A 25,543-nucleotide genomic window follows, 5' to 3' on the forward strand; every position below is an offset into this window, starting at 1 on the left:
CTAGAGGGGGTTGCCCGCCTGCTCGGCTAGCCACTGCGGAATGCGCCGCTCCAGGTAATAACCCGGTTTGCTCAGGCTGCCTTCGACAAAGCCGACATGGCCGCCGTGGGCGTGCAGCTCGAATTCGATGCTGGGTGATAGCTCGCTGGCTTCAGGCAGGCTGTGGGTAAAGACGAAGGGATCGTCGGCGGCCTGGATAATCAGCGTCGGCGTCTCGATCTGGCCGAGGAAGTAGCGGCTGGAGGCGCGCCGGTAGTAGTCATCGGCATCGGCGTAACCGTGCAGCGGCGCCGTGATGCGCCCGTCGAAATCCCAGAAGGTGCGCATATTGTCCAGCGGGCCGAGTTTCTCCAGGGTGGACAGCCGGTCTGCCATGCCCTGGTGAGCGAACAGGCGCTGCTTGTCTTTCACGTAAGCCACCATCTCGCGCATAAAGTGGCTCTGGTAGACCCTGGAAAAGCCCATGCCGATGCGGTCGGCGCACTGATCCAGACGAAACGGCACCGACACCGCCACCGCCCCCTGCAGCTGGCTGTCTGCGCCCGTCTCGCCGAGGTACTTGAGCAGCACATTGCCGCCGAGCGAATAGCCCGCGGCATACAGCGGCGCCATCGGTCGCTGAGCGCGCAGGTGGCGCACAGTTTCCGCCAGATCCTCGCTGGCCCCTGAGTGGTAACCGCGGGCGAGCAGGTTGGGCTCGCCGGAGCAGCCGCGCCAGTTCAGCGCCACGCTGGCCCAGCCCTGGGTTGCCAGTTGTTGCTGCAAACCCAGCACATACAGCGAGTTGGATGAGCCGGTCAGGCCGTGCAGCACCAACACCAGCGGGGTGCTGGCGTCATGCGGGCCGTGCCAGTCCAGATCAAGAAAGTCGCCATCTTCCAGCCACAACCGTTCGCGCGTGCGCTCAAGCTTCGCCGGCTGGCGACACATTGGGTTCCACAGGGTTTGCAGGTGCGGGCCGGGCAGCCACCAGGCGGGTTTGAAGGGCGTGGTCATGGACAGGTATCGCTTGGGAAAGCGCTCAGGCTAGGGCCTTGAGCGGTGAAACGGAAGCTATATGAGTGGGGCGAATAACAGAACCTGACCGAGGTTGGGCTTCACAGGGTGAAGCCCAAGGTTCCCCCTCAGGCTACGGCTGTGCGCTGCCACAGCGCGTAATGCACCTGTCCCGCCTTCTGCTCGCGGTGCAGGCGCCAGTTGCCGGGCAGGCCCAGGCTGGACGGTGAATTTTCGCTTTCGGTGTAGACCCAGGCATCGGCCGCCAGCCAGCCGTTGTTTTCTAAGGACTGGCAGGCTGGGAGTAATAGGTTCTGGTTGAACGGTGGGTCGAGAAACACCAGATCAAACGGCGTCGCCGCCGAGTTCTGCAGGTAGAGCAAGGCGTCGGTCTGCTGCAGCTGGCCGTTGTCGCAGTTCAGCGTTTGCAGGTGGCCGCGCAGGCTGGCGATGGCGGCAGGATTGAGGTCCAGGGCCAGGGCGCTGCCGGCACCGCGCGACAGTGCTTCAAGAAACAGCGCACCACTGCCAGCGAACAGGTCGAGCACTTTGGCGCCTTCGACGTAGGGCGCCAGCCAGTTGAACAGGGTTTCCCGTACGCGGTTTGGCGTTGGCCGCAAGCCGGCGGCCATGGGGAAGTTGAACTGGCGTGAGCGCCATTGCCCGCCGATGATCCGCAGCTGGCCATCGCCACTATGGGCGGGATTGGCTTTCGGCGGCTTGGGTCGCTTGCTCATCAGTGCTCCGGGACGCCAGAAGGTTGTTCGGCGGGGCGGTCGGTGGGTGGCGGCAGTTCTTTTTGCGCCACGCTCGGACCGGCGGTGACAATCACTAAGGCGTCGGGGTTGAGGTGCTTGGCCATGGCGGCCTTGACCTGTTCCACGCTCAGCGCTTCGACGTCACGCATAAAATCTTCCAGATAGCTCAGCGGCAGGTCATAGAAGCCCATGGAGCCGAGCTGTCCGACGATCGCGGCGTTGCTCGCGGTGGACAGCGGGAAGCTGCCGGCCAGCTCGCGCTTGGCGTTGTTCAGCTCATCACTAGTCGGGCCATCCTTGATGAAGTCCGCGAGCATGCTCTTGACCAGTTGCAGGGTGCCGTCACTGAGCTCCGCGCGGGTCTGCAGGTTGATCATAAAGGGGCCGCGCGCCTGCATGGCGCTGAAGCCGGAGTAGACGCCATAGGTCAGGCCGCGCTTCTCGCGTACTTCAGTCATCAGGCGGGTGCCGAAACCGCCGCCGCCGAATACCTGGTTGCCCAGGTAGAGTGCGGCATAGTCCGGGTCGCGGCGATCGATGCCGAGCTGGGCGATCATCAGGTGGGTCTGGTTCGACGGAAACTCGATGTGTTGCAGGCCGGGTTCGGGTGTTTCCGGCTGGGCGATGCGCGGCAGTGCCGGGCCTTGCGGCAGGGCAGCGGACGCCTGGTTGGCCAGCGCTTCGGCATCGCTGCGCGAGAGGTCGCCGACCAGGGCGATGATCGCATTGCTGGCGGTGTAGGCCTTGGCGTGGAAAGCCTGCAATTGCTCACGGGTGATTGCCGGAATCGACTCGGCATTGCCGTCGCTCGGGTGGGCGTACGGGTGCGTGCCGTACAGGCGCTCGAACAGCGCCAGGCTGGCCAGCTTGCCGGGGTTCTGCTTCTGGTACTCGAGGCCGGCCAGCAGCTGGTTCTTGATTCGCGCCAGGGCGTCTTCGGGGAAGGTCGGCTGGCCGAGCACCTGATTGAACAGCTGCAGAGCCGGCTCGCGTTTGTCCGCCGCACTGAGGCTGCGCAGGCTGGCGATGGCCATGTCGCGGTAGGCGCCGTTGCCGAAGTTGGCGCCGAGGTTTTCGAAGCCGGCGGCAATTGCACCGACATCCTTGCCCGGCACGCCTTCGTTGAGCATGGCGTTGGTCAGCATGGCCAAGCCGGCGGTGCCGTCGTCATGGCTGCTGCCGGCGGCAAAGGTCAGTTGCAGGTCGAACATCGGCAGTTCGCGGGCTTCGACGAACAGCACCTTGGCGCCTTCGGCGGTTTGCCAGGTCTGGATATTCAGGTCACGGCGACTCGGTGGCTGATCGCCAAGGGCCGCTAGGGATTCGATGCTGGTCGACTCGGCGGGAGTCGGGGTTGGGCTGCTAGTCGAGCGGTTGATCACCAGGGCCAGCAGCGCCAGCAATATCAGTAGCGCCAGGCCGAGCAGGCCGTAGCGCAGGCCATTGCGCTCACTCATTGCGCTTCTCCTCAGGCAGAACATGGGCGACGCTCAGGCGGTCGCGGGTAAAGAAGGTGCTGGCGGCTTGTTGGATATCGGCCGGGGTCACGGCCTCCAGTTCGGCCAGTTCCTGATCGATCAGCTTCCACGACAGACCGACGGTTTCCAGTTGGCCAATGGCGGTAGCCTGGCTGGTGATCGAATCACGCTCGTAGACCAGGCCGGCGATCACTTGCGCACGCACACGGGCCAGCTCTTCGGCGCTCGGCGGGGTGTTCTTCAAATCCTCCAGTTCGCGCCACAGGCCGGCTTCGACCTGCTCCAGGGTCTTGCCGGTCTGCACGTTGGGCGTGGCGGACAGGATAAACAGGCTGTCGCCACGGGAGAAGCCGTCGTACCAGGCAGATGCGCCGGACACCAGTTCCTCGCCACGTTCCAGGCGGGTCGGCAGGCGGGCGCTGTAGCCGCCATCGAGCAAGGCGGCTGCAAGGCGCAGCGCGTGCACCTGGCGCGGTTGTTCGGCGGTGGCCAGGCCTGGCACGTTGAAGCCCATCATCAGGCTTGGCAGCTGGGTTTTCAGGTGCAGGGTGATGCGTCGTTCGCCCGGTGCGGCCAGCTCACGCGGCGCTTTTGCCGTCGGTACCGTACGCTTGGGGATGGCGCCGAAGTAGCGCTCGGCGAGGATCTTCACCTCGGCGACGCTGACGTCGCCGACTACCACCAGGGTGGCGTTGTTCGGCGCGTACCAAGCCTCATACCAGGCGCGCAACTCCTCGACGGTCATGCGCTTAAGGTCGGCCATCCAGCCGATGGTCGGCGTGTGGTAACCGCTGGCGGGGTAGGCCATGGCCTTGAAGCGCTCGTAGGCCAGGCTCGACGGCTTGTCGTCGGTGCGCAGGCGGCGCTCTTCCTTGATCACCTCGATTTCCTTGGCGAACTCGTCGGCCGGAAGTTTGAGGCTGGCCAGACGGTCGGCTTCCAGTTCCAGGGCGGTGGCCAGGCGGTCACGGGCCAGCACCTGGTAGTAGGCGGTGTAATCGTCGCTGGTAAAGGCGTTTTCCTCGGCGCCCAACTCACGCAGGATGCGCGAGGCTTCGCCGGGGCCGAGCTTGCGGCTGCCCTTGAACATCATGTGTTCGAGGGCATGGGACAGGCCGGTCTGACCAGGCGTCTCGTAGCTGGAGCCGACCTTGTACCAGAGCTGGCTGACTACCACTGGCGCGCGGTGGTCTTCACGCACGATCACCTTGAGGCCATTGTCCAGGCTGAATTCGTGGGTCGGTTGGGTTTCCGCGGCCAGGGCCAGCAGCGGTGTAAAGAGCACGCCGAAACATAGGGCGGCGACACGATGGGCAAGCGTTGGCATGGGAATCTGTTCACCGTAAATGACATGTTGCCGTGGCGCGGAGGGCGACTCGGCACGCTGTGGAGCGCAGGTATGAGGTGTTGGGCAAACCTGCGGCAGAGTATGGCGTGTTGCGGCAGTCAATCCATAGAACCTGTTTCTGATCTGCATCGCCTCGGCTTTCGGGCGGCTCAGGCCAGGGGCGGATTCTAACGGCAAGCGGCGTGCAACAGAACTGTGAGACCTTGCCGCTGTGGGCCGGTTCCGCCTGCGCCGTAGCAATTGTTCAGGTATCGGTGGCGGGGTTGAGGCCCAACCCGCGGGCGTCGAGAAACGCTGCCAGGTAATCGATAAAGGCCTGCACCTTGCGCGTGGCGCGCCGATGGCTGGGGTATACGGCGAGGATCAGCGGGCCGAAGGCATCCGGGTCGAAGTCATATTCGCTCATCACTTGCACCAGTTGGCCGCTGTCCAGATAGGGCCGCACGCTCCAGGTCGGGCAGCCGTACAGGCCGGCGCCGCTGAGGGTGTTGGCTAACAATAAGTCGTAGTTGTCGCTTTCCAGGCGGGCATTCGGTACTGGGACGCGCAGGCGCACACCCTTTTGCGCCAGCCACCAGAAGTGCTGATCCAGCGATGGGTGGCGATAGAGCAGCCATTGGTGCTGGGCGAAGTGCTGCGGGTGCAATGGCGCTGGGGTGGCGGCCAGGTAGGCCGGGCTGGCGCACAGCACGATACGGTTGTGCCCCAGGGGTTTGGCGATCAGCCCCGGCAGGTCGCTGCGGCCCTCGCGCAGGGCCAGGTCATAACCGCCTTCGACCAGATCGACAAAGGCGTCGCACAAATCCACCCGCAGGCGAATCTGCGGGTTGGCGACGAGAAAGCCACCACACGCCTCATCGAGAAACGCCCGGCCAAAGCCCAGCGGCGCAGTCAGGCGCAGGTTGCCGTGCAGGCCGTGCTTGAGCTGGCCGATCTCCTCACCGGCATCGTGTAGGCGCTGCAGCACCTGGCGCGCGGTATCCAGGTAGAGCCGTCCGGCCTCGGTCAGTGCGGTACGGCGGGTGCTGCGCTCGAACAGCTGCGCGCCCAGCTCGGCTTCCAGATGGCTGATCGCCTTGGTCAGGGCCGAGGGGGTTTTACCCAACTGCTCGGCCGCGCGGCTAAAACTGCCGTGCTCGGCGGTGGCGACAAACATGCTCAGGGCGCTGAGCTTGTCCATGGATTTTTTCCTGTTTGGCAAAAGCTTTTTGCTTGGCGCTGCGGTTCTGTACCGCTGCGTCAGGCGCTAGTCTCGCGGCGAAACTAATAAGAACAAGAGGCTAAGGCAATGCAACGATTTATTCCAAGCCTGTTGGTCGCCGCCATGGCTTTTTCCTCGATGGAAGCCATGGCGGCCGCCGACCTGCTGCTATTTAACGGCAAGGTGTACACCGCAGAACCCGGCCAACCCCTGGCGCAGGCCGTCGCGGTGGCGGATGGCAAGATTCTCAAGGTAGGCACTGATGCCGAGATCAAGGCCCTGGCCGATGCCGATACGCAGCTGATCGACCTGGCGGGCAAGGTGCTTATGCCGGGCATGATCGACACCCACAGCCATCCGGTGGCGGCGGCCTACGACAGCATGGGCGCCAACCTGTATGACGAAGTCAAACCGCTGGTCGAGCTGGAGCAGTGGATCATCGCCCAGGGTCAGGCCGGAGTGGCGCGGGTGGGCGATATCATCGTCATCTCCGGCGCCAGCTCGGGCTATTGGGAGCAGAGCGCGGAGCAGCCGGTGGTGCTGAATGGCATCGACGGGCATACCGGCTGGGCCAACAACGCCATGCTCGCGCGGGTGAAGATCGATGCGGCGCTGGTGCAAAGCCTGCCGGAGAAGGAACGCAACTATATCGGCCATGGCGCCGACTTCACGCCCAGCGGCTACCTGGCGGAAAACGGCTGGGATCGGGTGCGCAGCCAACTGCCCGCGCCCACTGAAGAGGTGATGCTCAATGCTGCGCGTGAGGCGGTGAAGGTCAATAACCAGGTCGGCGTTACCGCCTGGATGGACGCCGCGGCCAATGCCGGCAGTGGCGATTCACTGTTCGAGCTGCGCCCCACCGAGCAGGATGTCGGCGTGCTGCCGCTGTACCGCAAGCTGGCTGAGAACGGCGAACTCAGCGCCCACGTTGCGGCGCTGCTGATTACTCACCCGCAGAGCAAACCGGCTGATCTCGAGGTGCTGGACAAGGTTATGCAGCAGTTTCAGGGCGTGCCGAACCTGACGTTCCCCGGGATCAAGATCTTCGCCGATGGCGTGATGGAGTTCCCAGGGCAGACCGCTGCGCTGCTCGACCCCTTCAAGAACAGCCTCAAGCGCGGAGAGCTGCTGATCGACCCGAAGAACTTCGGCCAATTGGCCGTGGCGGCGGAGCAGCGCGGCTGGATCATGCATGTGCATGCGGTCGGCGACCGCGCGGTGCGTGAAGCGCTAACGGCTTCGAGTACGCCCGCTCGCTCAAGCCGGCAGCGGTGCCGCACAGCATCAGCCACCTGCAGCTGGTCAATCCCAAGGAGTTTGCGCGGTTCAAGCAGCTCGGTGTGATCGCCTCGATGCAGTTGCTCTGGGCCACCGCCGAGACCTACACCGAGGAACTGGTCAAGCCCTACGTCAGCGCCGCCGCCTATCAGTACCAGTACCCGGCGCGTTCGCTGCACCAGGCCGGTGCGACCATTGCCGGGGCCAGCGATTGGCCGGTTTCCAGCCCCAACCCGTGGAATGCCATCGCCCAGGCCAGCACTCGCAAGGGGCCAATGGGCGTGCTGAATGCCAAGGAAAGTATCGACCGGCAGACCATGTTCCAGGCCTACACCCTGAATGCCGCCAAGGCCCTGCGCCTGGACAGCCAGATCGGCTCCCTGGTACCTGGCAAGCAGGCTGACCTGATCGTCCTCGACCGCGATGTGTTCAAGGTCAGCGATGAAGAGCTGTTCGACACCCAGGTGCTGCGCACCTTCTTCGCCGGCAAGCAGGTTTACGCCCCGGCTTCCTGACCCAGACTCCGCCCGCTCCGCCTTATCGGCACTGCTCCCCGCATGGGGCAGGGCGGGCGGAGCCTTGTCCAGCAGGCGTCACAGACCCATAACAATAAGGAAAAGCCAATGCGCGTATTAGCCATCCTCACCCTTACCAGCCTGGCGCTGCAGCCCCTCTGCAGCCAGGTAGTAGAACTGAATGATCAGTTTGCCCTGCTGATCACCCCCAAAGTGGTCAGCGACTACCGCTCCGACGGCGTCTCGCAAACCCTCGGAGACCCAGCCGCACAGCTCGATGTGATGCTCAGCCATGTCAGCGGTGCTTACCTTGGGGGCTGGACTAGCCATGTCAACTTTGGCTACGACTGGGAAAATGACGATAACTACGGCACCCGCCAGGAAGTCGACTACTACGCCGGCTACTACTGGCAGATCAACGACAACATCAGCCTGGATACGATGTAAAGCAAGTACACCTACCCAGGCGAAAGCCAGTTCAACAGCAGCGACATCATCGTCACCCTGGAGGCCTACGGCGCCTATGTAGGCGGCAAGTATTCGGTCGATACCGATGACGACAAGCTCAACGCGTATATCGGCTATCGCACCCTGTTGCCGTTGGACGTAGCCCTGGATGCCCGCTACGGCAACGTCGACTACAAGGACGATGTGCTCTGGAACGAAGACTTCAGCAAGTCGCGGCAGCGCTATGACTACTGGCAGGTCGACCTGACTCGCGATCTGATCGGCGTGACCTGGGGGCTGAGCTACATCGATACCGACCAGTCGAAAGCCGAGTGTTTGAACTTCAGCGGCTACGACGACCTGTGCGGGCCGACCGTCGTCGCCAGCGCCAGTAAGACCTTCTAGGGAGCAACACATGCCGTCGGACGCGCCCGCTTGGCCTTAGCGCCAGCGGGCGCGGAGGTGCTAGGATACGCATCCGTTTTACTGGCGGCCGTGTCTGCTGGGGCATCCGGGTATTACTGCGCACACTCTTCAACTCTGTTGCGCTGCGTGGGTAATACTTTCTGAGCCTTGTACCGGCGTGTCGCACCTTTCGAGATAGCCGTCCTCCATGTTTGGTTCCAACGACGACAAGAACACCCCCGCGCCTGCTGCGCCGCCCTCTGCCGAGAAGCCCGCAGAGAAGAAAGACCTGTTCGGCTGGCTGCGCAAGAAGCCGCAGGCGCCGAGCAGCCCTGAACCGCAGCCGGCGCCCGTCAGCGAGCAGCCTGCTGCTCCGGCTGTTGCCGAGACCGCACCTGCACCCGTTGCGCCGGTAAGCGAAGTCGCTGCGCCAGTTGAGTCGCTAGTCATTCCCGCAGAAGTCGTTGTCGAGCCACAGCCTACGTCAGTGGTCCCCGTTCCGGTTGAGCCGACTGTCGCTCCCGCGCTGCCTGAAGCCAGCGAAGCCAACCCACAGCCACGGCCGTCGCGTTTCCGTATCAATGCCGGCAGCGAAGTGCTGCATGCCCATATTGAACAGCCTGCGCTGGTTGAGCCGGTCGTCGCGCCGCCAGTGATCGAGCCTGCAGTCGTGCAACCTGTTGCCGCTCCGGCCAAAAACGCCGAAGAAACCCGCGCCGGCTTTCTCGAGCGCCTCAAGCAGGGGCTGTCGAAAACCAGCGCCAGCCTGGGCGAGGGTATGGCCAGCCTGTTTCTCGGCAAGAAAGCCATCGACGATGAGCTGCTCGAAGACCTGGAAACCCGCCTGCTGACCGCCGACGTTGGCGTCGAGGCCACCACTGCGATCATCGGCAACCTGACCAAGCGCGTGGCACGCAAGGAGCTGGCCGACAGCGGCGCGCTGTACAAGGCCCTGCAGGACGAGCTGACCGCGCTGCTCAAGCCGGTCGAGCAGCCGCTGAAAATCGACAGTAGCAAACAGCCCTATGTGATTCTGGTGGTCGGCGTGAACGGCGCCGGCAAGACCACCACCATCGGCAAACTGGCGAAAAAACTGCAGCAGGATGGCAAGAAAGTCATGCTCGCCGCCGGTGATACCTTCCGCGCCGCCGCCGTTGAGCAGCTGCAGGTGTGGGGCGAGCGCAACCAGATTGCGGTAATTGCCCAGCACGCCGGCGCCGACTCCGCATCGGTAATCTTCGATGCGGTGCAGGCGGCTAAATCGCGCGGCATGGACGTATTGATTGCAGACACTGCGGGGCGCCTGCATACCAAAGACAACCTGATGGAAGAACTGAAGAAGGTCCGCCGGGTAATCGGCAAGCTGGATGACACCGCGCCGCACGAAGTGCTGCTGGTGCTGGACGCCGGTACCGGGCAGAACGCCATCAATCAGGCCAAACAGTTCAATCAGACGGTCAACCTTACCGGCCTGGCGCTGACCAAGCTGGATGGCACCGCCAAGGGCGGGGTGATCTTTGCCCTGGCCAAGCAGTTTGCCTTGCCGATTCGTTATATCGGGGTGGGCGAGGGTATTGATGACTTGCGCACCTTTGAGGCCGATGCCTTCGTTCAGGCCCTGTTCGCGGAGAAATAGGATGATCAAATTCGAGCAGGTCGGTAAGCGCTACCCGAACGGCCACATCGGGCTGCACGAACTGAGCTTCCACGTACGCCGTGGTGAGTTCCTGTTCGTCACCGGGCACTCCGGTGCCGGCAAGAGCACCCTGTTGCGCCTGTTGCTGGCGATGGAACGGCCGAGTAGCGGCAAGCTGTTGCTGGCCGGGCAGGATCTGTCGCATATCACCAATGCACAGATTCCGTTTCTGCGTCGACAGATCGGCGTGGTGTTCCAGAACCACCAGCTGCTGTTCGACCGCAGCGTATTCGACAACGTGGCGCTGCCACTGCAGATTCTCGGCCTGTCCAAGGACGAAATCGGCACCTGCGTGCGCACCGCCCTGGAGCGCGTGTCCCTGGCCGACAAGGCCGGGCAGTTCCCGGGTGATCTGTCTACCGGTCAGCAGCAGCGCGTCGGTATTGCCCGCGCCGTTGTGCATCGCCCGGCATTGTTATTGGCGGATGAGCCCACCGGTAACCTCGACCCGCGCCTGGCGGCCGAGATCATGGGGGTGTTTGAAGACATCAACCGCCTCGGCACCACCGTGCTGATTGCCAGCCACGATTTGGCGCTGATCGCGCGCATGCGCCACCGCATGTTGACCCTGCAGCGCGGCCGCCTGATCGGCGACGGGGAGGCCGCATGAGCGCCACCCGTATGCCGCCTCCGCAACCGGCGCAGCGCGTCGGTGCTGCACCGAAGAAATCCGAAGCACCAACGCCGGGCGACGATGGCCCGAGCTTTACCCATCAGCTGCACGCCTGGCTGGAGAATCACCGCGCCAGCCTGGTCGACAGTCTGCGCCGGTTGGGCAAGCAGCCGATCGGCAGTTTTTTCACCTGTTTGGTGATGGCCGTGGCCCTGAGCCTGCCTATGGGCTTGGCGCTGCTGCTGGATAACGTCGAGCGCCTGGGCGTGTCCTGGCAGCGCGCGGCGCAGATTTCCCTATTTCTGCAAATTGACGCCACGGATGCCCAGGGCCAGGTGCTGCGTGAGCAGATCGCGGCAATGGATGATGTCGAAGAGGCCGAATGGATCAGCCGTGAACAGGCGCTGAACGAGTTCCAGCAGCAGTCGGGGCTGGGTGAAGCGCTCAAGGAGTTGCCGGATAACCCGTTGCCTGGGGTGATCGTGGTCACGCCGCAGCAGGGCGACAAGATTGCCCTGGAAGCCTTGCGCCTGCGCCTGGCCGAGTTGCCGCGGGTGCAGCAGGCGCAGCTGGATCTGCTCTGGGTCGAGCGCCTGAGCGCCATGCTCAAACTGGGTGAGCGCTTTGTCTTCGGCCTGACCCTGCTGCTGGTGATGGCGCTGCTGCTGGTGATCGGTAATACCATTCGTCTGCATATCGAGAACCGTCGCACCGAGATCGAGGTGATCAAGCTGGTCGGCGGTACCGACAGCTATGTGCGTCGTCCTTTCCTTTATATGGGCGCGCTGTACGGGATTGGCGCGGGCGTGTTTGCCTGGTTGCTGCTGGCCTTTGGCCTAGATTGGCTAAACGACGCCGTGGTGCGTCTGGCCGGTTTGTACGGCAGCGACTTCGCCCTGGATGGCGTGCCGATGGCCGATGGTCTATCCCTGCTGCTCGGCGCGGTGCTGTTGGGCTATATTGGCGCCTGGCTGGCGGTTGCTCGTCACCTGAACGAGCTGGCTCCAAGATAAGTTATTGTTTTGCTTGATATTGACTATGTGTAAGGGAGCTTGTACCGCGGTACAAAGTCCCATGGGGCAGTGCTAGACTGCTCCACGATTCGTAAGTCGGAGGATTCAAATGTCCACTTCTTTGCAACCTGTTCATGCTCTGGTTCCGGGTGCCAACCTGGAGGCATACGTGCATGCGGTAAACGGCATCCCGCTGTTGACCCCCGAGCAGGAGCGTGAACTGGCGGAAAGTCTCTTCTACAAACAAGACCTCGAAGCCGCCCGGCAAATGGTGCTGGCTCACCTGCGTTTTGTTGTGCATATCGCCCGCAGCTACTCCGGTTACGGTTTGGCCCAAGCCGACCTGATTCAGGAAGGCAACGTCGGCCTGATGAAAGCGGTCAAGCGTTTCAATCCGGAAATGGGTGTGCGCCTGGTGTCGTTCGCCGTGCACTGGATTCGCGCCGAAATTCACGAGTTCATTCTGAAGAACTGGCGCATCGTCAAAGTCGCCACCACCAAGGCGCAGCGCAAGCTGTTCTTCAACCTGCGCAGCCAGAAGAAGCGTTTGGCCTGGCTGAACAACGACGAAGTACATGCCGTTGCCGAAAGCTTGGGTGTTGAACCGCGTGAAGTGCGCGAGATGGAAAGCCGCCTGACTGGCCATGACATGGCCTTCGATCCGGCTGCCGAGGCGGACGACGAAAGCGCCTTCCAGTCGCCGGCGCATTACCTGGAAGACCACCGCTACGACCCTGCGCGCCAGTTGGAAGATTCCGACTGGAGTGACAGCTCCACCGCCAATCTGCACGAAGCGCTGGAAGGTCTGGATGAGCGCAGCCGTGACATCCTCTACCAGCGCTGGCTGGCTGAAGAGAAAGCCACGCTGCATGACCTGGCCGCCAAGTACAACGTATCGGCCGAGCGCATCCGTCAGCTGGAAAAGAACGCGATGAACAAGCTCAAGGGCTCAATCTCCGCGTAAATCGCGCTACTGTCAGAAGCCGCACCCAGGTGCGGCTTTTTTCTGCCCAAGGAAAAGCCCGTGAAATTTACGCCCATACGTCCGCAGCACTGGCTGATCTTTGCCGTAGTCGCTGCCTTGTTCTTTGCCTGGGGCGCTTGGCTGATGCGTCCGCAGCCGGACGCGCAACCCCTGCCTTGGCTGGCTGAATGGCAAACCAGGGTGCTTACGCCGCTGGCCGATGATCGGCTGAGCCTGGTCCACCTGAGCGATGCTCTGGAAGGCGAACTATGGCTGCAGCCGAACCTGGATGGCGCACGCCTGCTGTATCGCGGTGAGTTGCCGGACGGCGATGAAAAATGGTCGCTGGAAGCGGAAGTCGGTCTGGACAAGGCCGAGCGCGAAAGTTTGCTGGGCGCTGCAGGGTTAAAACCGACGGATAAGGAACAGCCGCTGAGCAGCCAGTTGCTGGTGCCATTGGCCAATCGCCCGATTATTGCGCTGACCTTGCTTCCGCCGGCGCCGCTGGATGTTGCGCGACTGGCCGCCAGCATCGGTCAGCCGCGTCTGACCCTGGAGTTGGTCGAGGGGCAGGCCTGGGTTTATCCCGAACTGGGCATGACCGCACACCTGCAGGATGACGAGCTGTACTTCCTTTATGCCGTGCCGCGGCATCTGCTGAAACAGCGCTGACTTAAACGCCCTTTAACCAGTCCGGCCACCAGTCGGGGCGGCTGGGTTGCAGGCGGTTGAGGTAGTGGCTGCCACCCAGTTGCCACATTTGCTGACGAATCCAGCCGGCCCGGCGGCTGATGTGCGCGCTCGGGCGGCTGGCACTCCACTCACGCGGGTTGGGCAGCACGGCGGCCAGCAGGCTGCTCTGCTGGCGTGACAGGTAGGGCGCGCCGACCTTGAAGTGATGCCGCGCCGCTGCTTCGGCACCGAACACGCCGTCACCCCACTCGACGCTGTTGAGGTACACCTCGAGAATCCGCTGCTTGGGCCAGAGCAGCTCGATCAAACCGGTAAACCACACCTCGATACCCTTGCGCAGCCAGCTGCGCCCAGACCAGAGAAACAGGTTCTTCGCCACCTGCTGGCTAAGGGTACTGGCGCCGCGCAGCGAGCCGCCTTGTTGGTTATGTTGCAGAGCTGCCTGGATAGCCGCGACATCGAAGCCCCAGTGTTCGGCGAACTTCTGGTCCTCGCCGGCAATCACTGCCATCTTCAGATCATCCGGCAGTTCGCTCCAGGGGCGCCAACTGCGCTGCAGGTCGATGGGCTGATCCATGATCCATGACTCGATCTTGCGCTCAACCATCAGTGCGCTGCCGGGTGGCGGCACCCAGCGCAGTAACAACACCAGCAAGACCGAGGCGAGCATCAGCCAAAGCAGGAGTTTGAGCAGTCGACGGACGAGGGATCGAAACATGCGTGCTTGGCCGGGATGAGTTTGCCGGCCATTATAGCTAGCCCTGTTTATATAGCTGGAGTGATGCATGGCTCGTCTGTGGTTATTGCTGTCCGCCTGTGCCGGTTTTACCGGTGTCGCTTTGGGCGCCTTTGCTGCGCATGGCCTGAAAAACCAGCTAACGCCGGCTTATCTCGCGGTGTTTCAAACCGGCACCCATTACCAGCTGATTCACGCCCTGGCGCTGTTCGGCGTTGGCCTGTTAGCCATCCTGCGCCCCGCGCCGCTGGTCAATTGTGCTGGCGCCCTGTTTGCCTTGGGGGTCGTGCTGTTCTCCGGTAGTTTGTATGTGCTGACCTTGAGCGGTATCAGTGCCCTGGGCGTGGTCACTCCCTTCGGTGGCCTGGCGTTTCTCGCCGGTTGGCTGTGCCTGGGCGTGGCGGCCTGGAAGCTGGGTGCGCGCAGTAACGCCTGACCCACAAGTCAGAAAGCAGGACGAGTGGTAGCCTTTAGCCTTGGTCGGCGCCCATGATCAGGCTAGAATGCAGGCCCTTTTCTCAGTTGTGACCGAGCCGTCATGCGTATTCAGTTAAACGGTGAAGCATTCGAATTGCCCGACGGGGAAACCGTCGCCGGGTTGATCGGGCGTCTGGACCTGACCGGACGGCGCGTGGCGGTCGAACTCAATCTGGATATCGTGCCGCGCAGCCAGCACGCCACCACCGCTTTGCGCGAGGGTGACCAGGTTGAAGTGGTCCACGCCATTGGCGGTGGTTGATCCCCGCTCATCGGTTTATCGCGTTCAGACAGCCGCCCACCTTCACGAGGATTACCCATGAGCCATGCGCCCAGCGACAAGCCCTTTACCCTGGCCGGTCGTACCTACCAGTCGCGTCTGCTGGTCGGTACCGGCAAGTACAAGGACCTTGAAGAAACCCGCCTGGCCATCGAGGCTTCGGGTGCCGAGATCGTTACCGTGGCGGTGCGCCGTACCAATATCGGGCAGAACCCGGGCGAGCCGAACCTGCTGGATGTGATTTCGCCGAACAAGTACACCATCCTGCCGAATACCGCCGGCTGCTACGACGCTGTCGAAGCGGTGCGTACCTGCCGTCTGGCCCGTGAGCTGCTCGATGGGCACAAGCTGGTCAAGCTGGAAGTGCTGGCTGATCAGAAGACCCTGTTCCCCAATGTGATCGAAACCCTCAAGGCCGCTGAGGTGCTGGTCAAGGACGGCTTCGACGTGATGGTGTACACCAGCGATGACCCGATCATTGCCCGCGAACTGGCCGCCATGGGCTGCATCGCGGTGATGCCTCTGGCCGGTCTGATTGGCACCGGGCTAGGCATATGCAACCCATACAACCTGCGCATCATCCTCGAAGAAGCGACCGTTCCCGTTCTGGTCGATGCCGGTGTCGGCACCGCGTCCGATGCGACGATTGCCATGGAACTGGGCTGCGAGGCGGTGCTGATGAACAGCGCAATTGCCCACGCGCAGACCCCGATTCTTATGGGCGAAGCGATGAAGCACGCGATCATCGCCGGGCGCATGGCCTACCTGGCCGGGCGCATGCCTAAGAAGCTTTATGCCAGCGCCTCGTCGCCGCTGGATGGTCTGATTAAGTAAAAGCACTTTAAGAGCACAGCATGACTGATTTGCCACAACAGCCTGAGCCGGCTGAAGACACTTCCAAGCACCGCGCGATCAAGAGTTTCGTGATGCGCGCCGGGCGCATGACCGAAGGCCAGCAACGTGGCCTCGATCAGGGCTGGCCGAAGTTTGGTCTGCAACTGGAGGATGGCCTGCGCGACTTCGACCAAGTGTTTGGTCGTACTGCGCCGCGCACCTTCGAAATCGGCTTCGGCATGGGCCACTCCACCCTGGAAATGGCCGCCGCTTCGCCCGAGCAGGACTTTATCGGGGTGGAAGTACATCGCCCGGGCGTTGGCGCCCTGCTCAACGGCCTGATGACGCAGAACCTCAGCAATATGCGTGTCTACAGCTGCGATGCGATGGACGTACTGCGCACCTGTGTGGCCGATGCCAGCCTGGATCGGGTGCTGCTATTTTTCCCGGATCCCTGGCATAAGGCCAAGCACAACAAGCGGCGTATCGTGCAGCCGGCGTTTGCCGAGCTGGTGCGGCAGAAGCTCAAGGTCGGCGGTGTGTTGCACATGGCCACCGATTGGCAGCCTTACGCCGAGTACATGCTGGAAGTGATGAATGTCGCGCCCGGTTACCAGAATCAGGCTGAGGACGGCCAGTATGTGCCGCGCCCAACGGAGCGTCCGACCACCAAGTTCGAGCGTCGCGGCGAGCGTCTGGGGCATGGCGTATGGGATCTGAAGTTCCAGCGCATCGACTGATTGATTCACGCGCTGAGGTATCGGCGCAGCAAGACCATAAGCACAGGGATGATTGCACAAGATCGGAATAATCCGACGCCCGCCAGGACGGCTCCTCACCAAGACGGCACATAAACCCGGGCAGCACTGCCCCGGTCATAAAAACAGCAGCCCTGCCTCAGGCCAGGCTGCGAGGAGATCGCTGTGTTGAGAACGCTTTCAATTCTGCTGCTGGCTACGTGCGCGCTACAGGCACAGGCCAAAGTCGACAGTGCCCATGCTGCGCGCCTGGGCCAGGACCTGACACCGCTGGGCGGTGAGCGTGCGGGCAATGCCGCCGGTACCATCCCCGCCTGGGATGGTGGCCTGGCACAACCGCCGGCCAACTACCAGTCGGGCATGCATCACCCTGACCCTTACAGCGCTGATGCGCCCTTGTACCAGGTCAACAGCCAGAACTTGGCGCAGTACCAGGCGCAGCTGCCGGCGGGCTTCAAGGCGTTGCTGGAAAAAAATCCCGATTACGCCCTGCGAGTATTCCCGACCCGTCGTAGCGCCGCAGCGCCGCAGCGCATCTATGACGCTACGCGCTTCAACGCGCAGACCGCCGAGCTGATTTCCGGCGGTAACGGCGTCGACGGTGCTGCCGCTGGTATCCCCTTCCCGCTGCCGAAAACCGGTCAGGAAACCATCTGGAACCACATCATGCGTTACCGTGGCGACAAGATCAGCTTCGTCACCAACCAGGCGGCGGTACTGAGCAACGGTGCCTATAACCTGCTCAAACTGGAACGTGACATCTACTTCCTCTACGGCCGTGAAGGTGTCAGCCCGCAGGACCTGGACAACACCCTGTTCTACTACAAGTACAAGGTGGTCGCCCCGGCCAAACTCTCCGGTTCGGCGTTGGTGGTGCAGGAAACCCTCGATCAGGTGCTGGCGATCCGCAAAGCCTGGCGCTTCAACCGCGGCGAGCGCCGCGTGCGCCGCCTGCCGATGCTGGCCTACGACACCCTGCAGCCGGACACCAACGGCATGGCTACCGCCGACGTGGTCGACTCCTACAACGGTGCGCCGGATCGTTACGACTGGAACCTGGTCGGCAAGCAGGAAATGCTGGTGCCGTACAACAGCTACGCCGTGCACCAGAAGGGCATCCCCTACGACAACATCCTGCGCAGCAATACCGTGAATCCGGAACTGCTGCGTTATGAGCTGCACCGCGTCTGGGTGGTCGATGCCACGCTGCGCAAGGGCTTTAGTCACCCTTATGCCAAGCGCCGCTTCTACATCGACGAGGACAGCTGGCAGATTCTCGCCGCCGATCTTTACGACAAGAACGGCGAGCTGAGCGGTGTGCAGGAAAGTCATCCGATCAGCTACTACGACGTGCCGATGTTCGGCAGCACCCTGGAGACCATCTACGACTTCAAGGGCAAGCGTTACTTTGTCGACGGCCTGGATAACAACGAGCCGATGTACAACTTCAACGCCAAGCTGACGCCGCGCGATTTCACCCCGCAGGCACTGCGCCGCGAAGGTAACTGAGCCTCGGTCGCACTGAAAGAACCGCCTCTTGCAGGCGGTTTTTTTATGCCTGTTGATCGCTTATCTGCGGCTCTGGGGCATTGCCCTGGCTGTGCCAGGCATTGATGCAGGACAAGATGCCGGGTAGTCACCCGACTACATTCAGGGCTCTGTGCTAGCGCATACAAGGAGCCTGACCATGAGCATGATGAAAGCAGCGGTGTTCATCGAGCCTGGACGCATCGAACTGGTGGGCAAGCCTATTCCTCCCGTGGGGCCCAATGATGCGTTGGTGCGGATTACCACCACGACCATCTGCGGCACCGATGTGCACATCCTCAAGGGTGAGTACCCGGTAGCCAAGGGGCTGACCATCGGCCACGAGCCGGTCGGCATCATCGAGAAGCTGGGCAGCAACGTGCAGGGTTACCAGGAAGGGCAGCGGGTGATTGCCGGGGCCATCTGTCCGAGTTTCAGCTCCTACGCCAGCCAGGACGGTCATTCCTCCCAGGATGGCGGCTGCAGCTGCCATGGCTACAAACCCATGGGCGGCTGGCGCTTTGGCAACAGCATCGACGGCACCCAGGCCGAATACGTGTTGGTGCCGGATGCTCAGGGAAATCTCGCCCCGGTGCCGGATGGCCTGGCTGACGAGCAGGTACTGATGTGCCCGGACATCATGTCCACCGGGTTTGCCGGTGCGGAGGCGGCCAATATCAAGATTGGTGATGTGGTGGCGGTGTTCGCCCAGGGGGCCAATTGGCCTGTGCGCCACGGCCGGGGCCAAGCTGCGCGGGGCGAGCAGCATCATCGTGGTCGATGGCGTCGAGCAGCGTTTGCAGATCGCGCGCAAGATGGGTGCGGACGTCACGCTGAATTTCAATCAGGTTGATGTGGTCGAGGAGATCCTGCGTCTGACCGGGGGCCGTGGTGTGGATGCGGCCATCGAGGCATTGGGCCTGCAATCCACCTTCGAAAGCGCACTGCGGGTGCTCAAGCCGGGTGGCACGTTGTCCAGTCTGGGGGTGTATTCAACGGATCTGCTGATTCCCCTGGCGGCGTTTCATGCCGGGCTGGGTGACCACAAGATCGTTACCTCACTGTGTCCGGGCGGCAAGGAACGCATGCGCCGGCTGATCAATGTGGTGGCCTCCGGGCGCGTCGATTTCGGCGCGCTGGTGACACACCAGTATTCGCTGGATGACATCGTCGCGGCCTATGATCTCTTTGCTCACCAGCGCGACGGCGTGCTCAAGGTGGCGATAAAACCCTTTCACTGAGGCCGATAGCGGCATGGCCAGGGAGGCGTAATGTGGCAACTGCATGGCTATCTGTTAGTGGTGGCGCTGCTGCTGACAGGTTGCAGCACCCAGAGTGAGCGCAGTATTCAGGAGGTGGCTGGCAGTTGGTCGATTCGCCAGTTCAATGAAAGCAGTTTTGCCCTGGGCAAGAGCAGCCATTACCGCGTTTATCATCGCGGCCAACTGGTGCGTCTGGCGCCGCCGCTGGTCGAGCGGGAAACCAGTGAGCTGCTGGCGGTAGGCCACTTCAACCCTGGGGTGTTTCCTTATCCGGACCTGGTCGTACTGATGCATGACCGCTTTACCAATGCGCAAGGCTATGGCGATGCCAGGCTGCGGGCATTTCAGCTGATCTCCAAGCAGGACAGGTTCGAGGTCGTGCCAGTCGAGATAGGCGCTGCCGGGTTTTAGTTGCGGCTGCTGGCCTGACTGAGCAATCCGCTAGCGATGGGGTTGGCTGCAGGTGTAAGCGGCTGGCTGGGTTTGTCCGGGAAGTGCAGGCTCTCGCGGCGACCGTGGCGCAGCAGGGTGGCATGCTGGCGCTGCACACTCTCAAGGGTGACGCCTGGGGCGATGGTGGCGCCGACCATAAAACGCTCAGGGACCTGGCCATCTCTGCCGATGATGGCGCTGGAGCGGCTGCTTTGTGGGTGATTGAAGGCAGCCATCAAGGTCAGTTGCAGGGCGGTGGCCGGAGCCGGGCCGCTACTGTCGAGTAGAGGGACACCGAACAATTTCGCCAACTGCTGCTGATCTATAACCGGTTGTACAGGGGCTTGCTGCACGGGCGTCAGGTTGATCGGGCTATGCAGTAAGCGCCAGAACGCCGCGCCCTGATAAGCCAGGCTGATACTGCCGGCCAGCAGAAGCAGCAGACACACGCCGGTGATCAAGTGTTCCGAGATAACTGGCTGGGCCGGTTGGCTGGGTTGCAACATAAAAATTCCTTAATGAAAAAGCCCATGGCTGCTAAGGCAGCCATGGGCTTGGGTACTACGGCTTCTTACAGCTTGCCGATGCTGACGTTGTCGATAAACAACGACTGTCCGCGTTGCGTGCCAAGGATCAGCAGATCGGCGCGGCGCAGGGTGCCGGCTGGCAGCTGTACTTCATGCTGCAACTTGCTCCAGCTGCCACCACGGGTGGTGCGCTGGCCAAGTGGCAGGTACTGGCCACGACCATTGCCATCTTCGACATACAGATAGGCATAGGCGATGGCGCTGACCGCACTGCTACGACCAATACTCAGATCGGCCGAGACGCGATAACGATTACCGGCCTGAACATTGCCGAGCAGGCTGACGCTTGCGCCAGAGCCTTCGTACTGACGCTGATAAGCTTCCAGAGCCTGGCGGCTGCCGTTGGCGAACGTGCTGGCGCGGGCCCTGCCATAGAAGCCAGACCAGCCACCAATGCCGTTCTCGAAGTTCCAGCCGAACTGGGTCGGTGCCGGCGGAGTTGGTGGCGCAGCGGCTTGGGCTTCCTGCAGCTCGACTTCATCGACCAGCAGGCTGCTGCCGCTGTCGCTCCAGATCGCCACATACAGATTGCGCACGTTGCTTGGGGCTGTGTAGGTGAAGGTCTTTTCCAGGCGGCTGAACTCGTTGCCGGTCACCGACAGGTTTGCTGTCTGCTCGACGCTGTAAGTAAAGCGGCCGTCAGTGCTTTCCCGGAGGATCGCCACGCGTACGTTCTCACGGCTGTCGCGGGCCTTGAGCATGGCTTTGGCTTTCAGGCGATATTTCGCGCCGGTAGTCAGGCCGGTGGCCGGTGTGGCCAGTACATCGAAGGCCTGTGCATCCATCTGCAGTGCGTTGTCGCGGCAGTTCAGTGCCACATTGACCAGGCTCAGCTGCGCCTGACCGAACAGGGCACGCCAGCCTTGGTTGCTGTTGAATTCGCCGTTGCTGATCAAACCCTTGAGTGCGGGTTTGCTGCACCAGGGCAGCTCGGCCGGTGGCGTGGTCGGGTTGCCGGTGCCGGGGTTGTTGGTGACTGGCACCTGGGTGGCGCGGAAGGCGGCGATCTGCGTGGCCATGACGTTCAGCGAGCGCACGGCATCGGAGCGATCGGGCATGCCGCAAGGCTGGTTGGCGCAGTCGGCGGCATTCAGGCGTGGGTTGGAAAATACCGGCGCCCGACTGCGCGCGCCGAAGACCTGCGGGTAGGCCATGATGGTGCTGAACTGACCCTGGACGCCGTAGCCACGGCTCCATTCGTGGGTGCCGTTGTGGCCGTTGGCGTTGTAGTAGCCTCCCTGCTGGTCCTGCTCGTAGGAGTGGCGCAGGCCCATATTGTGGCCAACTTCATGGGCGAAGGTGCTGAGGCTGCAGTCGACAGCGGTCAGGCCATAGGCCATTTCCTTGGCGCCGCTGTTGAAACGATCACTGTTCTTCGCGCCAGTACCCATCCAGGCGATACCGCAGACGCCATAACCCTGGCCCTGGGTGGTGCGGTTGATCAGATGTACCACGTCGGCGCCGTATTGCTCACGCAGGCGTTTTACCTGGGCGTCATCAGTGAATTTGTTGAGGTTGGCGCCGGACACATCGTAGTAGTTGGCCCAGTCAAGCAGCTGCTTGTGTACCAGGCGCAGGCGGATATTCACGCCGCTTTTGGCGTAGGCCGTGTTGGTGTATTCGATATAGCTGGCGATGCGTGCGTCGATATCGCGGCCGTTAGGCAGGCTTTGCGCGTCTTTGGTGTAGAGCACCATGATGTCGACGGTTTCCGGGTTGGCCTGAGCGCTATGGGCGGTCAGGGCCAGTGCGAGGGCGGAGAGCCATTGCACTTTTTTCATATCAGCATTCCTTGTGCGATGTGGGTAAGCGGTGATCAGCCCTGGGTGGGCGGTGGCAGCGGAGCCAGTTCTTTATGGTCGTAGTGCAGGCTGTCGTTGGGATCGGCCCGCATTACCAGCTGGTTTTCATCGGTGATCACCGTCTTGCCGGTGGCGTTATCGATGATGATCGACAGGCTGCCGTCGAGCGTGGCGACGGTGATATGGGTCTCCAGCGCGCCCTTCACCAGGGTCATGCTTTCCACCTCGTCGCCATCGATCAGGCTGCCTTGCCATACGGCGCTGCCGGCGGTGTTGCGGGTTTCGCCGAGGGTGGCGCGGGTTGGGCTGTTGCGCCCCGGCAGTGCCAGGGAAACCACCTGGCCGAGCGCAAGGTTGCTGAGTTGCTGTGGGTCGACCTGGGTCAGGTGCTGAGTGATGCCATTGCTTTCGGTTTCCTGCAGCGAGTCTGCGTCCCAGAGCGTGGCCTGTGCGGCGCTGCTAGTGGTCACGGGCGGTTTGGCCTGCAGGGTGGAGACGCCGCTGGCGCCTTGGCTGGCTGCCTGGCTCGCGGGCGCGGCTGTGCTCTGGCTGGGCGCGGACGATTTGCCGCCCTCGCTGTTGTTCGATGCTGCTTGGGTTGGCTTTGGCTGCTCAAGGTCAGCCGAGAGCACGACCCCCAAGACGCCGCCGACAATGGCGGTGGCGACTGCGGCTGTAATCCAGCGTTTTGACATGCGACTGCTCCATTAGTCTGGAAAGTTGAAGCTGCGCAGTCTAGGTAGAGCCTTTGCGGCTATTCGTTATGCAGTTCACAGGCAGAGGGTATGGGCAGGGCCAGCTTATTTAATTTGGACGCTGGTCTCATATGGAGAGTGTGCCACGTCTCGCTGGAAATGGGGCACAGTTCCAGTCAGCTCGGTTATGGCGTTGCTGCGCGGTGTCGCAACGCCTCTTTGCTTACTCGGGTTGGGCGCTAGCGCCGCGTCTGGGCAGCTGTTCAGGCAAAACGGCCAGGGCTTTGAGCGCTGTCTCGCGGTTCGGGTAGCTGCCATAGAGCACGGCGTAGCGGGTTTCCCCGGCCTGCGTGCTCTCGGCCAGACGCAGGGGCTGCTTGGGGTGGCGTTCAAGCAGGGCCTGCATAAATTCGCGGCTGCTGCCTTCGACCAGCTGGATGGTGTGGCGGCGCGCTGCAACCTTGGGTTTGCTTTCGCCGCCACGGCCATCGCCCAGGGTGGCCGGGTCGACAGGTTTTGGCGTTTCGATCAGGGTCTTGCTCGGTTTTGCCGGGATGGCTTTGGCCGGCTGGCGCAGGTCGGTTGCGGCTGCCTCAATGCCCTGGTCGAACAAGGCATGGGCCTGCTGCGGTAGATGGTCGTAACCGTTGGCCTGGCCGAGCAGGCGCAGGTCGCGGTATTTGCCCAGGCTCAGGTTGGCCAGGCCGACGCCGTCGCGTGCCACGGTCGGGCGCAGGAACACCATCAGGTTGCGTTTCTGCCGCGCTTCGCGGGTTGAGCGGAACAGCCGGCCGATCCCTGGGATATCGCCGAGCAGCGGCACCTTACTCTCGCTGCTGGTGATGTCGTCCTGAATCAGGCCGCCGAGCACGATCACCTGGCCATCATCGGCCAGCACGGTGCTCTTGATCGAGCGCTTGTTGGTCACCAGATCCACGGCCTGGGCATTGAGCCCGGTGCTCGGGGCAATGGAGGATATTTCTTGCTCGATCACCAGGCGCAGGGTGGCGCCTTCATTGATATGCGGGGTGACCTTGAGAGTAACGCCGATATCCTTGCGTTCGATGGTGGTAAAAGGGTTGCTCGAACCGGCGGCGTCGGTCGTGTAAGACCCTGTTTGGAACGGTACGTTTTGGCCGACCAAAATCTCGGCAGACTGGTTGTCCAGCGTTAGCAGAGTTGGGGTGGAGAGCAGGTTACTTTTGCCGGTCGACGACAGTGCCGTAATCAGTGCGCCAAAGTTATCGTTACCAACCCCGAAGATCGCCCCGTTGGGCAGTGTCTTAGCCAGATCGCCTGTCTCTTTGCTGGCGATGGCGCCGAGTAGGGTGCCGACGGATAGCCCGGTATTGCTGAAGTTGACCCCTCCTAGGCCACTGCCACCGCGGCCATCAATGGCCCACTGCACGCCGAGAGCGTCACTGATGTCACCGGACATCTCGACAATAGCGGCCTCCACCAGCACCTGGGCGCGGGGTATATCCAGCTGGCGCACCAGATCCTCGAACATATTGACGATATCGGCCTCGGCCATGATGACGATGGCGTTGAGGCTTTCGTCAGCGCGAATCATCAGCTTGAGCGGTGTGGCGTTTTCGTTGCCTTGACTCTGGCTCAGGTTGTCGCCGAAGTCACCGAGGGTCTTCGCCATCTCCTTGGCATCGCCATGGCGCAAACGGATAACCCGGGTATTGGTCGAGCGCGAGCTGGGCGTGTCGAGGCTCTGCGCCAGCTTCAATAGGCGCGCGCGGGCATCGCTGGGGCCGAGCAGCAGCAGACGGTTGGCGCGGGTATCGGCAATCACCTGGGCACCGCTGGCCTGGGCGTTTTTCAGCGAACTGTTGATCACCGCTGCCAGCTCATGAACCCAGGCATGGCGCAGGTCATAGACGCTGAAATCGTCCTGGTTCTGGCTGTCCAGCTGGCGGATGATCTCGTCGATGCGGGCGATATTGGCCGGGGTGTCGCTGATGATCAGGCTGTTGGAGGAGGGCACGGCGGCCAGATGACCATGGTTGGCGACCAGCGGGCGAATCAGCGGCAGCAGGTCGTTGGCGGCGCCGTGTTGTACCTGCAGTACACGAGTTTCCAGGTTGCCGTTGCTGCCTGCGGTGGTCTTGGCCTCGCTACTGGGAATGATGCTCAGCTGATTGCCCTGAGGCATCACGGCGAAACCATGGGTGCTCATCACCGAGAGGAACAGCTTGTAGACCTCGGCGATATTCATCGGCTGCTGGGCAATCACCGTGACCTGACCTTTTACCCGCGGGTCGATGATAAAGGTCTGCCCACTGATGCTGGATATCTGCTCGATAAAGTCGCGAATTTCCGCACTCTGCATATTGATCGTCCAGCTGTCCTCGCTCTGTGCAGGCGCTTCGGTCGACGCATTGGCCTGGCTGGCGATGCTCAGCAACAGGGCGGTGTGCAGCAGTAGCAGGCGGAAAAGTGGGCGCAGGGCAGGCGTGATCATGGCTAGGGCATCAGTAAGTGTGGCCGTAATGCACTGCCGCAGCCGACGCAAGGTCGGACAAGAAAAGGCTGGAGGCGCTGTTTGAATGAGCGAAAACGGCTGCAACCAGCACTGCGAGCAGTGTTGGGGGCGCAAGGCTAATGAAAAAAATCGGCAGTTGTTGAGGCGTGATGGCGATCTGCGATGATCGTCACAGTCGGTCGGCAATTTGTTGCCAGGGCGTGATGGGCGTCAGTTGGCGATTACGCCTGCAAGCGGGAGCCCTTGGTCAGGCT

At 62.3% G+C, this 25,543-nt stretch carries 23 protein-coding genes and 2 pseudogenes; 15 read left to right on the forward strand and 10 right to left on the reverse strand.

Annotated elements, in window-relative coordinates; translation table 11 throughout:
- From BLW24_RS10820 to BLW24_RS10840, 5 genes are all read right to left on the reverse strand, one after another.
- Entirely contained in the window at window positions 1-996 is a 996-nt protein-coding gene (locus BLW24_RS10820) for a hydrolase (RefSeq protein WP_090380276.1), read from the reverse strand.
- Window positions 997-1,124: 128 nt separating this feature from the next.
- A complete protein-coding gene (gene rsmD / locus BLW24_RS10825; protein WP_090380279.1) occupies window positions 1,125-1,733 on the reverse strand; it encodes a 16S rRNA (guanine(966)-N(2))-methyltransferase RsmD in 609 nt (202 codons plus the stop codon).
- The gene (locus BLW24_RS10830; protein WP_090380282.1) at window positions 1,733-3,211 is read right to left on the reverse strand and encodes a M16 family metallopeptidase; all 1,479 of its coding nucleotides are present in this window, start codon (window positions 3,209-3,211) and stop codon (window positions 1,733-1,735) included. The genes rsmD and BLW24_RS10830 overlap by 1 nt, the downstream gene beginning before the upstream one ends.
- Complete coding sequence (locus tag BLW24_RS10835; protein WP_090380284.1) at window positions 3,204-4,559, reverse strand: M16 family metallopeptidase; 1,356 nt, start codon at window positions 4,557-4,559, stop codon at window positions 3,204-3,206. Before BLW24_RS10835 ends, BLW24_RS10830 begins: the two co-directional genes overlap by 8 nt.
- A gap of 265 nt (window positions 4,560-4,824) precedes the next feature.
- The gene (locus tag BLW24_RS10840; RefSeq protein ID WP_090380287.1) at window positions 4,825-5,760 is read right to left on the reverse strand and encodes a LysR family transcriptional regulator; all 936 of its coding nucleotides are present in this window, start codon (window positions 5,758-5,760) and stop codon (window positions 4,825-4,827) included.
- Window positions 5,761-5,868: 108 nt separating this feature from the next.
- On the opposite strand from BLW24_RS10840, the pseudogene BLW24_RS10845 reads away from it, so the two are divergent.
- The 8 genes and pseudogenes from BLW24_RS10845 to BLW24_RS10875 all read left to right on the forward strand — a co-directional run bounded on the left by BLW24_RS10845 (window position 5,869) and on the right by BLW24_RS10875 (window position 13,384).
- Window positions 5,869-7,574: pseudogene (locus tag BLW24_RS10845) on the forward strand (amidohydrolase).
- 108 nt (window positions 7,575-7,682) lie between these two features.
- Window positions 7,683-8,021 carry a TorF family putative porin gene (locus BLW24_RS26980; protein ID WP_338062062.1) on the forward strand — a complete coding sequence of 113 codons (339 nt, stop codon included), beginning with the start codon at window positions 7,683-7,685 and terminating at the stop codon, window positions 8,019-8,021.
- 147 nt (window positions 8,022-8,168) lie between these two features.
- Entirely contained in the window at window positions 8,169-8,426 is a 258-nt protein-coding gene (locus BLW24_RS26985; protein ID WP_338062063.1) for a TorF family putative porin, read from the forward strand.
- Between the two features lie 208 nt (window positions 8,427-8,634).
- Window positions 8,635-10,062 (forward strand): signal recognition particle-docking protein FtsY, encoded by a 1,428-nt coding sequence (gene ftsY, locus BLW24_RS10855; RefSeq protein WP_090380290.1) that lies wholly within the window; start codon window positions 8,635-8,637, stop codon window positions 10,060-10,062.
- A 1-nt stretch (window position 10,063) separates the two neighbouring features.
- Window positions 10,064-10,732: a cell division ATP-binding protein FtsE gene (ftsE, locus tag BLW24_RS10860; RefSeq protein ID WP_090380293.1), complete on the forward strand. Its 669-nt coding sequence runs from the start codon at window positions 10,064-10,066 to the stop codon at window positions 10,730-10,732.
- On the forward strand, window positions 10,729-11,748 hold the full coding sequence (gene ftsX, locus BLW24_RS10865; RefSeq protein WP_090380296.1) for a permease-like cell division protein FtsX: 1,020 nt from the start codon (window positions 10,729-10,731) through the stop codon (window positions 11,746-11,748). The genes ftsE and ftsX overlap by 4 nt, the downstream gene beginning before the upstream one ends.
- 109 nt (window positions 11,749-11,857) lie before the next feature.
- Window positions 11,858-12,712: an RNA polymerase sigma factor RpoH gene (gene rpoH / locus BLW24_RS10870; protein ID WP_090380299.1), complete on the forward strand. Its 855-nt coding sequence runs from the start codon at window positions 11,858-11,860 to the stop codon at window positions 12,710-12,712.
- A 60-nt stretch (window positions 12,713-12,772) separates the two neighbouring features.
- Entirely contained in the window at window positions 12,773-13,384 is a 612-nt protein-coding gene (locus tag BLW24_RS10875; protein ID WP_090380302.1) for a hypothetical protein, read from the forward strand.
- A gap of 1 nt (window position 13,385) precedes the next feature.
- Here BLW24_RS10875 and mtgA read toward each other — a convergent pair whose 3' ends face one another.
- Window positions 13,386-14,123 carry a monofunctional biosynthetic peptidoglycan transglycosylase gene (mtgA, locus tag BLW24_RS10880; protein WP_090380306.1) on the reverse strand — a complete coding sequence of 246 codons (738 nt, stop codon included), beginning with the start codon at window positions 14,121-14,123 and terminating at the stop codon, window positions 13,386-13,388.
- Between the two features lie 67 nt (window positions 14,124-14,190).
- Here mtgA and BLW24_RS10885 point away from each other — a divergent pair, with 67 nt between their 5' ends.
- From BLW24_RS10885 to BLW24_RS10915, 7 genes and pseudogenes are all read left to right on the forward strand, one after another.
- Entirely contained in the window at window positions 14,191-14,577 is a 387-nt protein-coding gene (locus BLW24_RS10885; protein WP_090380310.1) for a DUF423 domain-containing protein, read from the forward strand.
- A 102-nt stretch (window positions 14,578-14,679) separates the two neighbouring features.
- Complete coding sequence (thiS, locus tag BLW24_RS10890; RefSeq protein WP_090380313.1) at window positions 14,680-14,880, forward strand: sulfur carrier protein ThiS; 201 nt, start codon at window positions 14,680-14,682, stop codon at window positions 14,878-14,880.
- 57 nt (window positions 14,881-14,937) lie between these two features.
- Entirely contained in the window at window positions 14,938-15,732 is a 795-nt protein-coding gene (locus tag BLW24_RS10895) for a thiazole synthase (RefSeq protein ID WP_090380316.1), read from the forward strand.
- A 20-nt stretch (window positions 15,733-15,752) separates the two neighbouring features.
- Window positions 15,753-16,472 carry a tRNA (guanosine(46)-N7)-methyltransferase TrmB gene (gene trmB, locus BLW24_RS10900; protein WP_090380319.1) on the forward strand — a complete coding sequence of 240 codons (720 nt, stop codon included), beginning with the start codon at window positions 15,753-15,755 and terminating at the stop codon, window positions 16,470-16,472.
- Window positions 16,473-16,655: 183 nt separating this feature from the next.
- Entirely contained in the window at window positions 16,656-17,999 is a 1,344-nt protein-coding gene (locus BLW24_RS10905; RefSeq protein WP_090380322.1) for a DUF1329 domain-containing protein, read from the forward strand.
- A 178-nt stretch (window positions 18,000-18,177) separates the two neighbouring features.
- Window positions 18,178-19,258, forward strand: a pseudogene (locus tag BLW24_RS10910) (NAD(P)-dependent alcohol dehydrogenase).
- A gap of 30 nt (window positions 19,259-19,288) precedes the next feature.
- Window positions 19,289-19,690: a hypothetical protein gene (locus BLW24_RS10915; RefSeq protein WP_090380325.1), complete on the forward strand. Its 402-nt coding sequence runs from the start codon at window positions 19,289-19,291 to the stop codon at window positions 19,688-19,690.
- On the opposite strand, the gene BLW24_RS10920 is transcribed toward BLW24_RS10915, so the two are convergent.
- The 4 genes from BLW24_RS10920 to gspD all read right to left on the reverse strand — a co-directional run bounded on the left by BLW24_RS10920 (window position 19,687) and on the right by gspD (window position 25,268).
- On the reverse strand, window positions 19,687-20,217 hold the full coding sequence (locus BLW24_RS10920; protein ID WP_090380328.1) for a type II secretion system protein N: 531 nt from the start codon (window positions 20,215-20,217) through the stop codon (window positions 19,687-19,689). The genes BLW24_RS10915 and BLW24_RS10920 overlap by 4 nt on opposite strands.
- A 65-nt stretch (window positions 20,218-20,282) precedes the next feature.
- The gene (gene mep72 / locus BLW24_RS10925; RefSeq protein ID WP_090380331.1) at window positions 20,283-22,079 is read right to left on the reverse strand and encodes a biofilm-associated metzincin protease Mep72; all 1,797 of its coding nucleotides are present in this window, start codon (window positions 22,077-22,079) and stop codon (window positions 20,283-20,285) included.
- A 35-nt stretch (window positions 22,080-22,114) separates the two neighbouring features.
- Window positions 22,115-22,795 (reverse strand): biofilm-associated metzincin protease inhibitor BamI, encoded by a 681-nt coding sequence (gene bamI, locus BLW24_RS10930; RefSeq protein ID WP_090380334.1) that lies wholly within the window; start codon window positions 22,793-22,795, stop codon window positions 22,115-22,117.
- Between the two features lie 223 nt (window positions 22,796-23,018).
- Window positions 23,019-25,268: a type II secretion system secretin GspD gene (gspD, locus tag BLW24_RS10935; protein ID WP_090380337.1), complete on the reverse strand. Its 2,250-nt coding sequence runs from the start codon at window positions 25,266-25,268 to the stop codon at window positions 23,019-23,021.
- Window positions 25,269-25,543: the final 275 nt, after the last annotated feature.

Origin of the sequence: Pseudomonas anguilliseptica, assembly GCF_900105355.1 — a bacterium.
In the GTDB taxonomy this organism is placed as follows: domain Bacteria; phylum Pseudomonadota; class Gammaproteobacteria; order Pseudomonadales; family Pseudomonadaceae; genus Aquipseudomonas; species Aquipseudomonas anguilliseptica.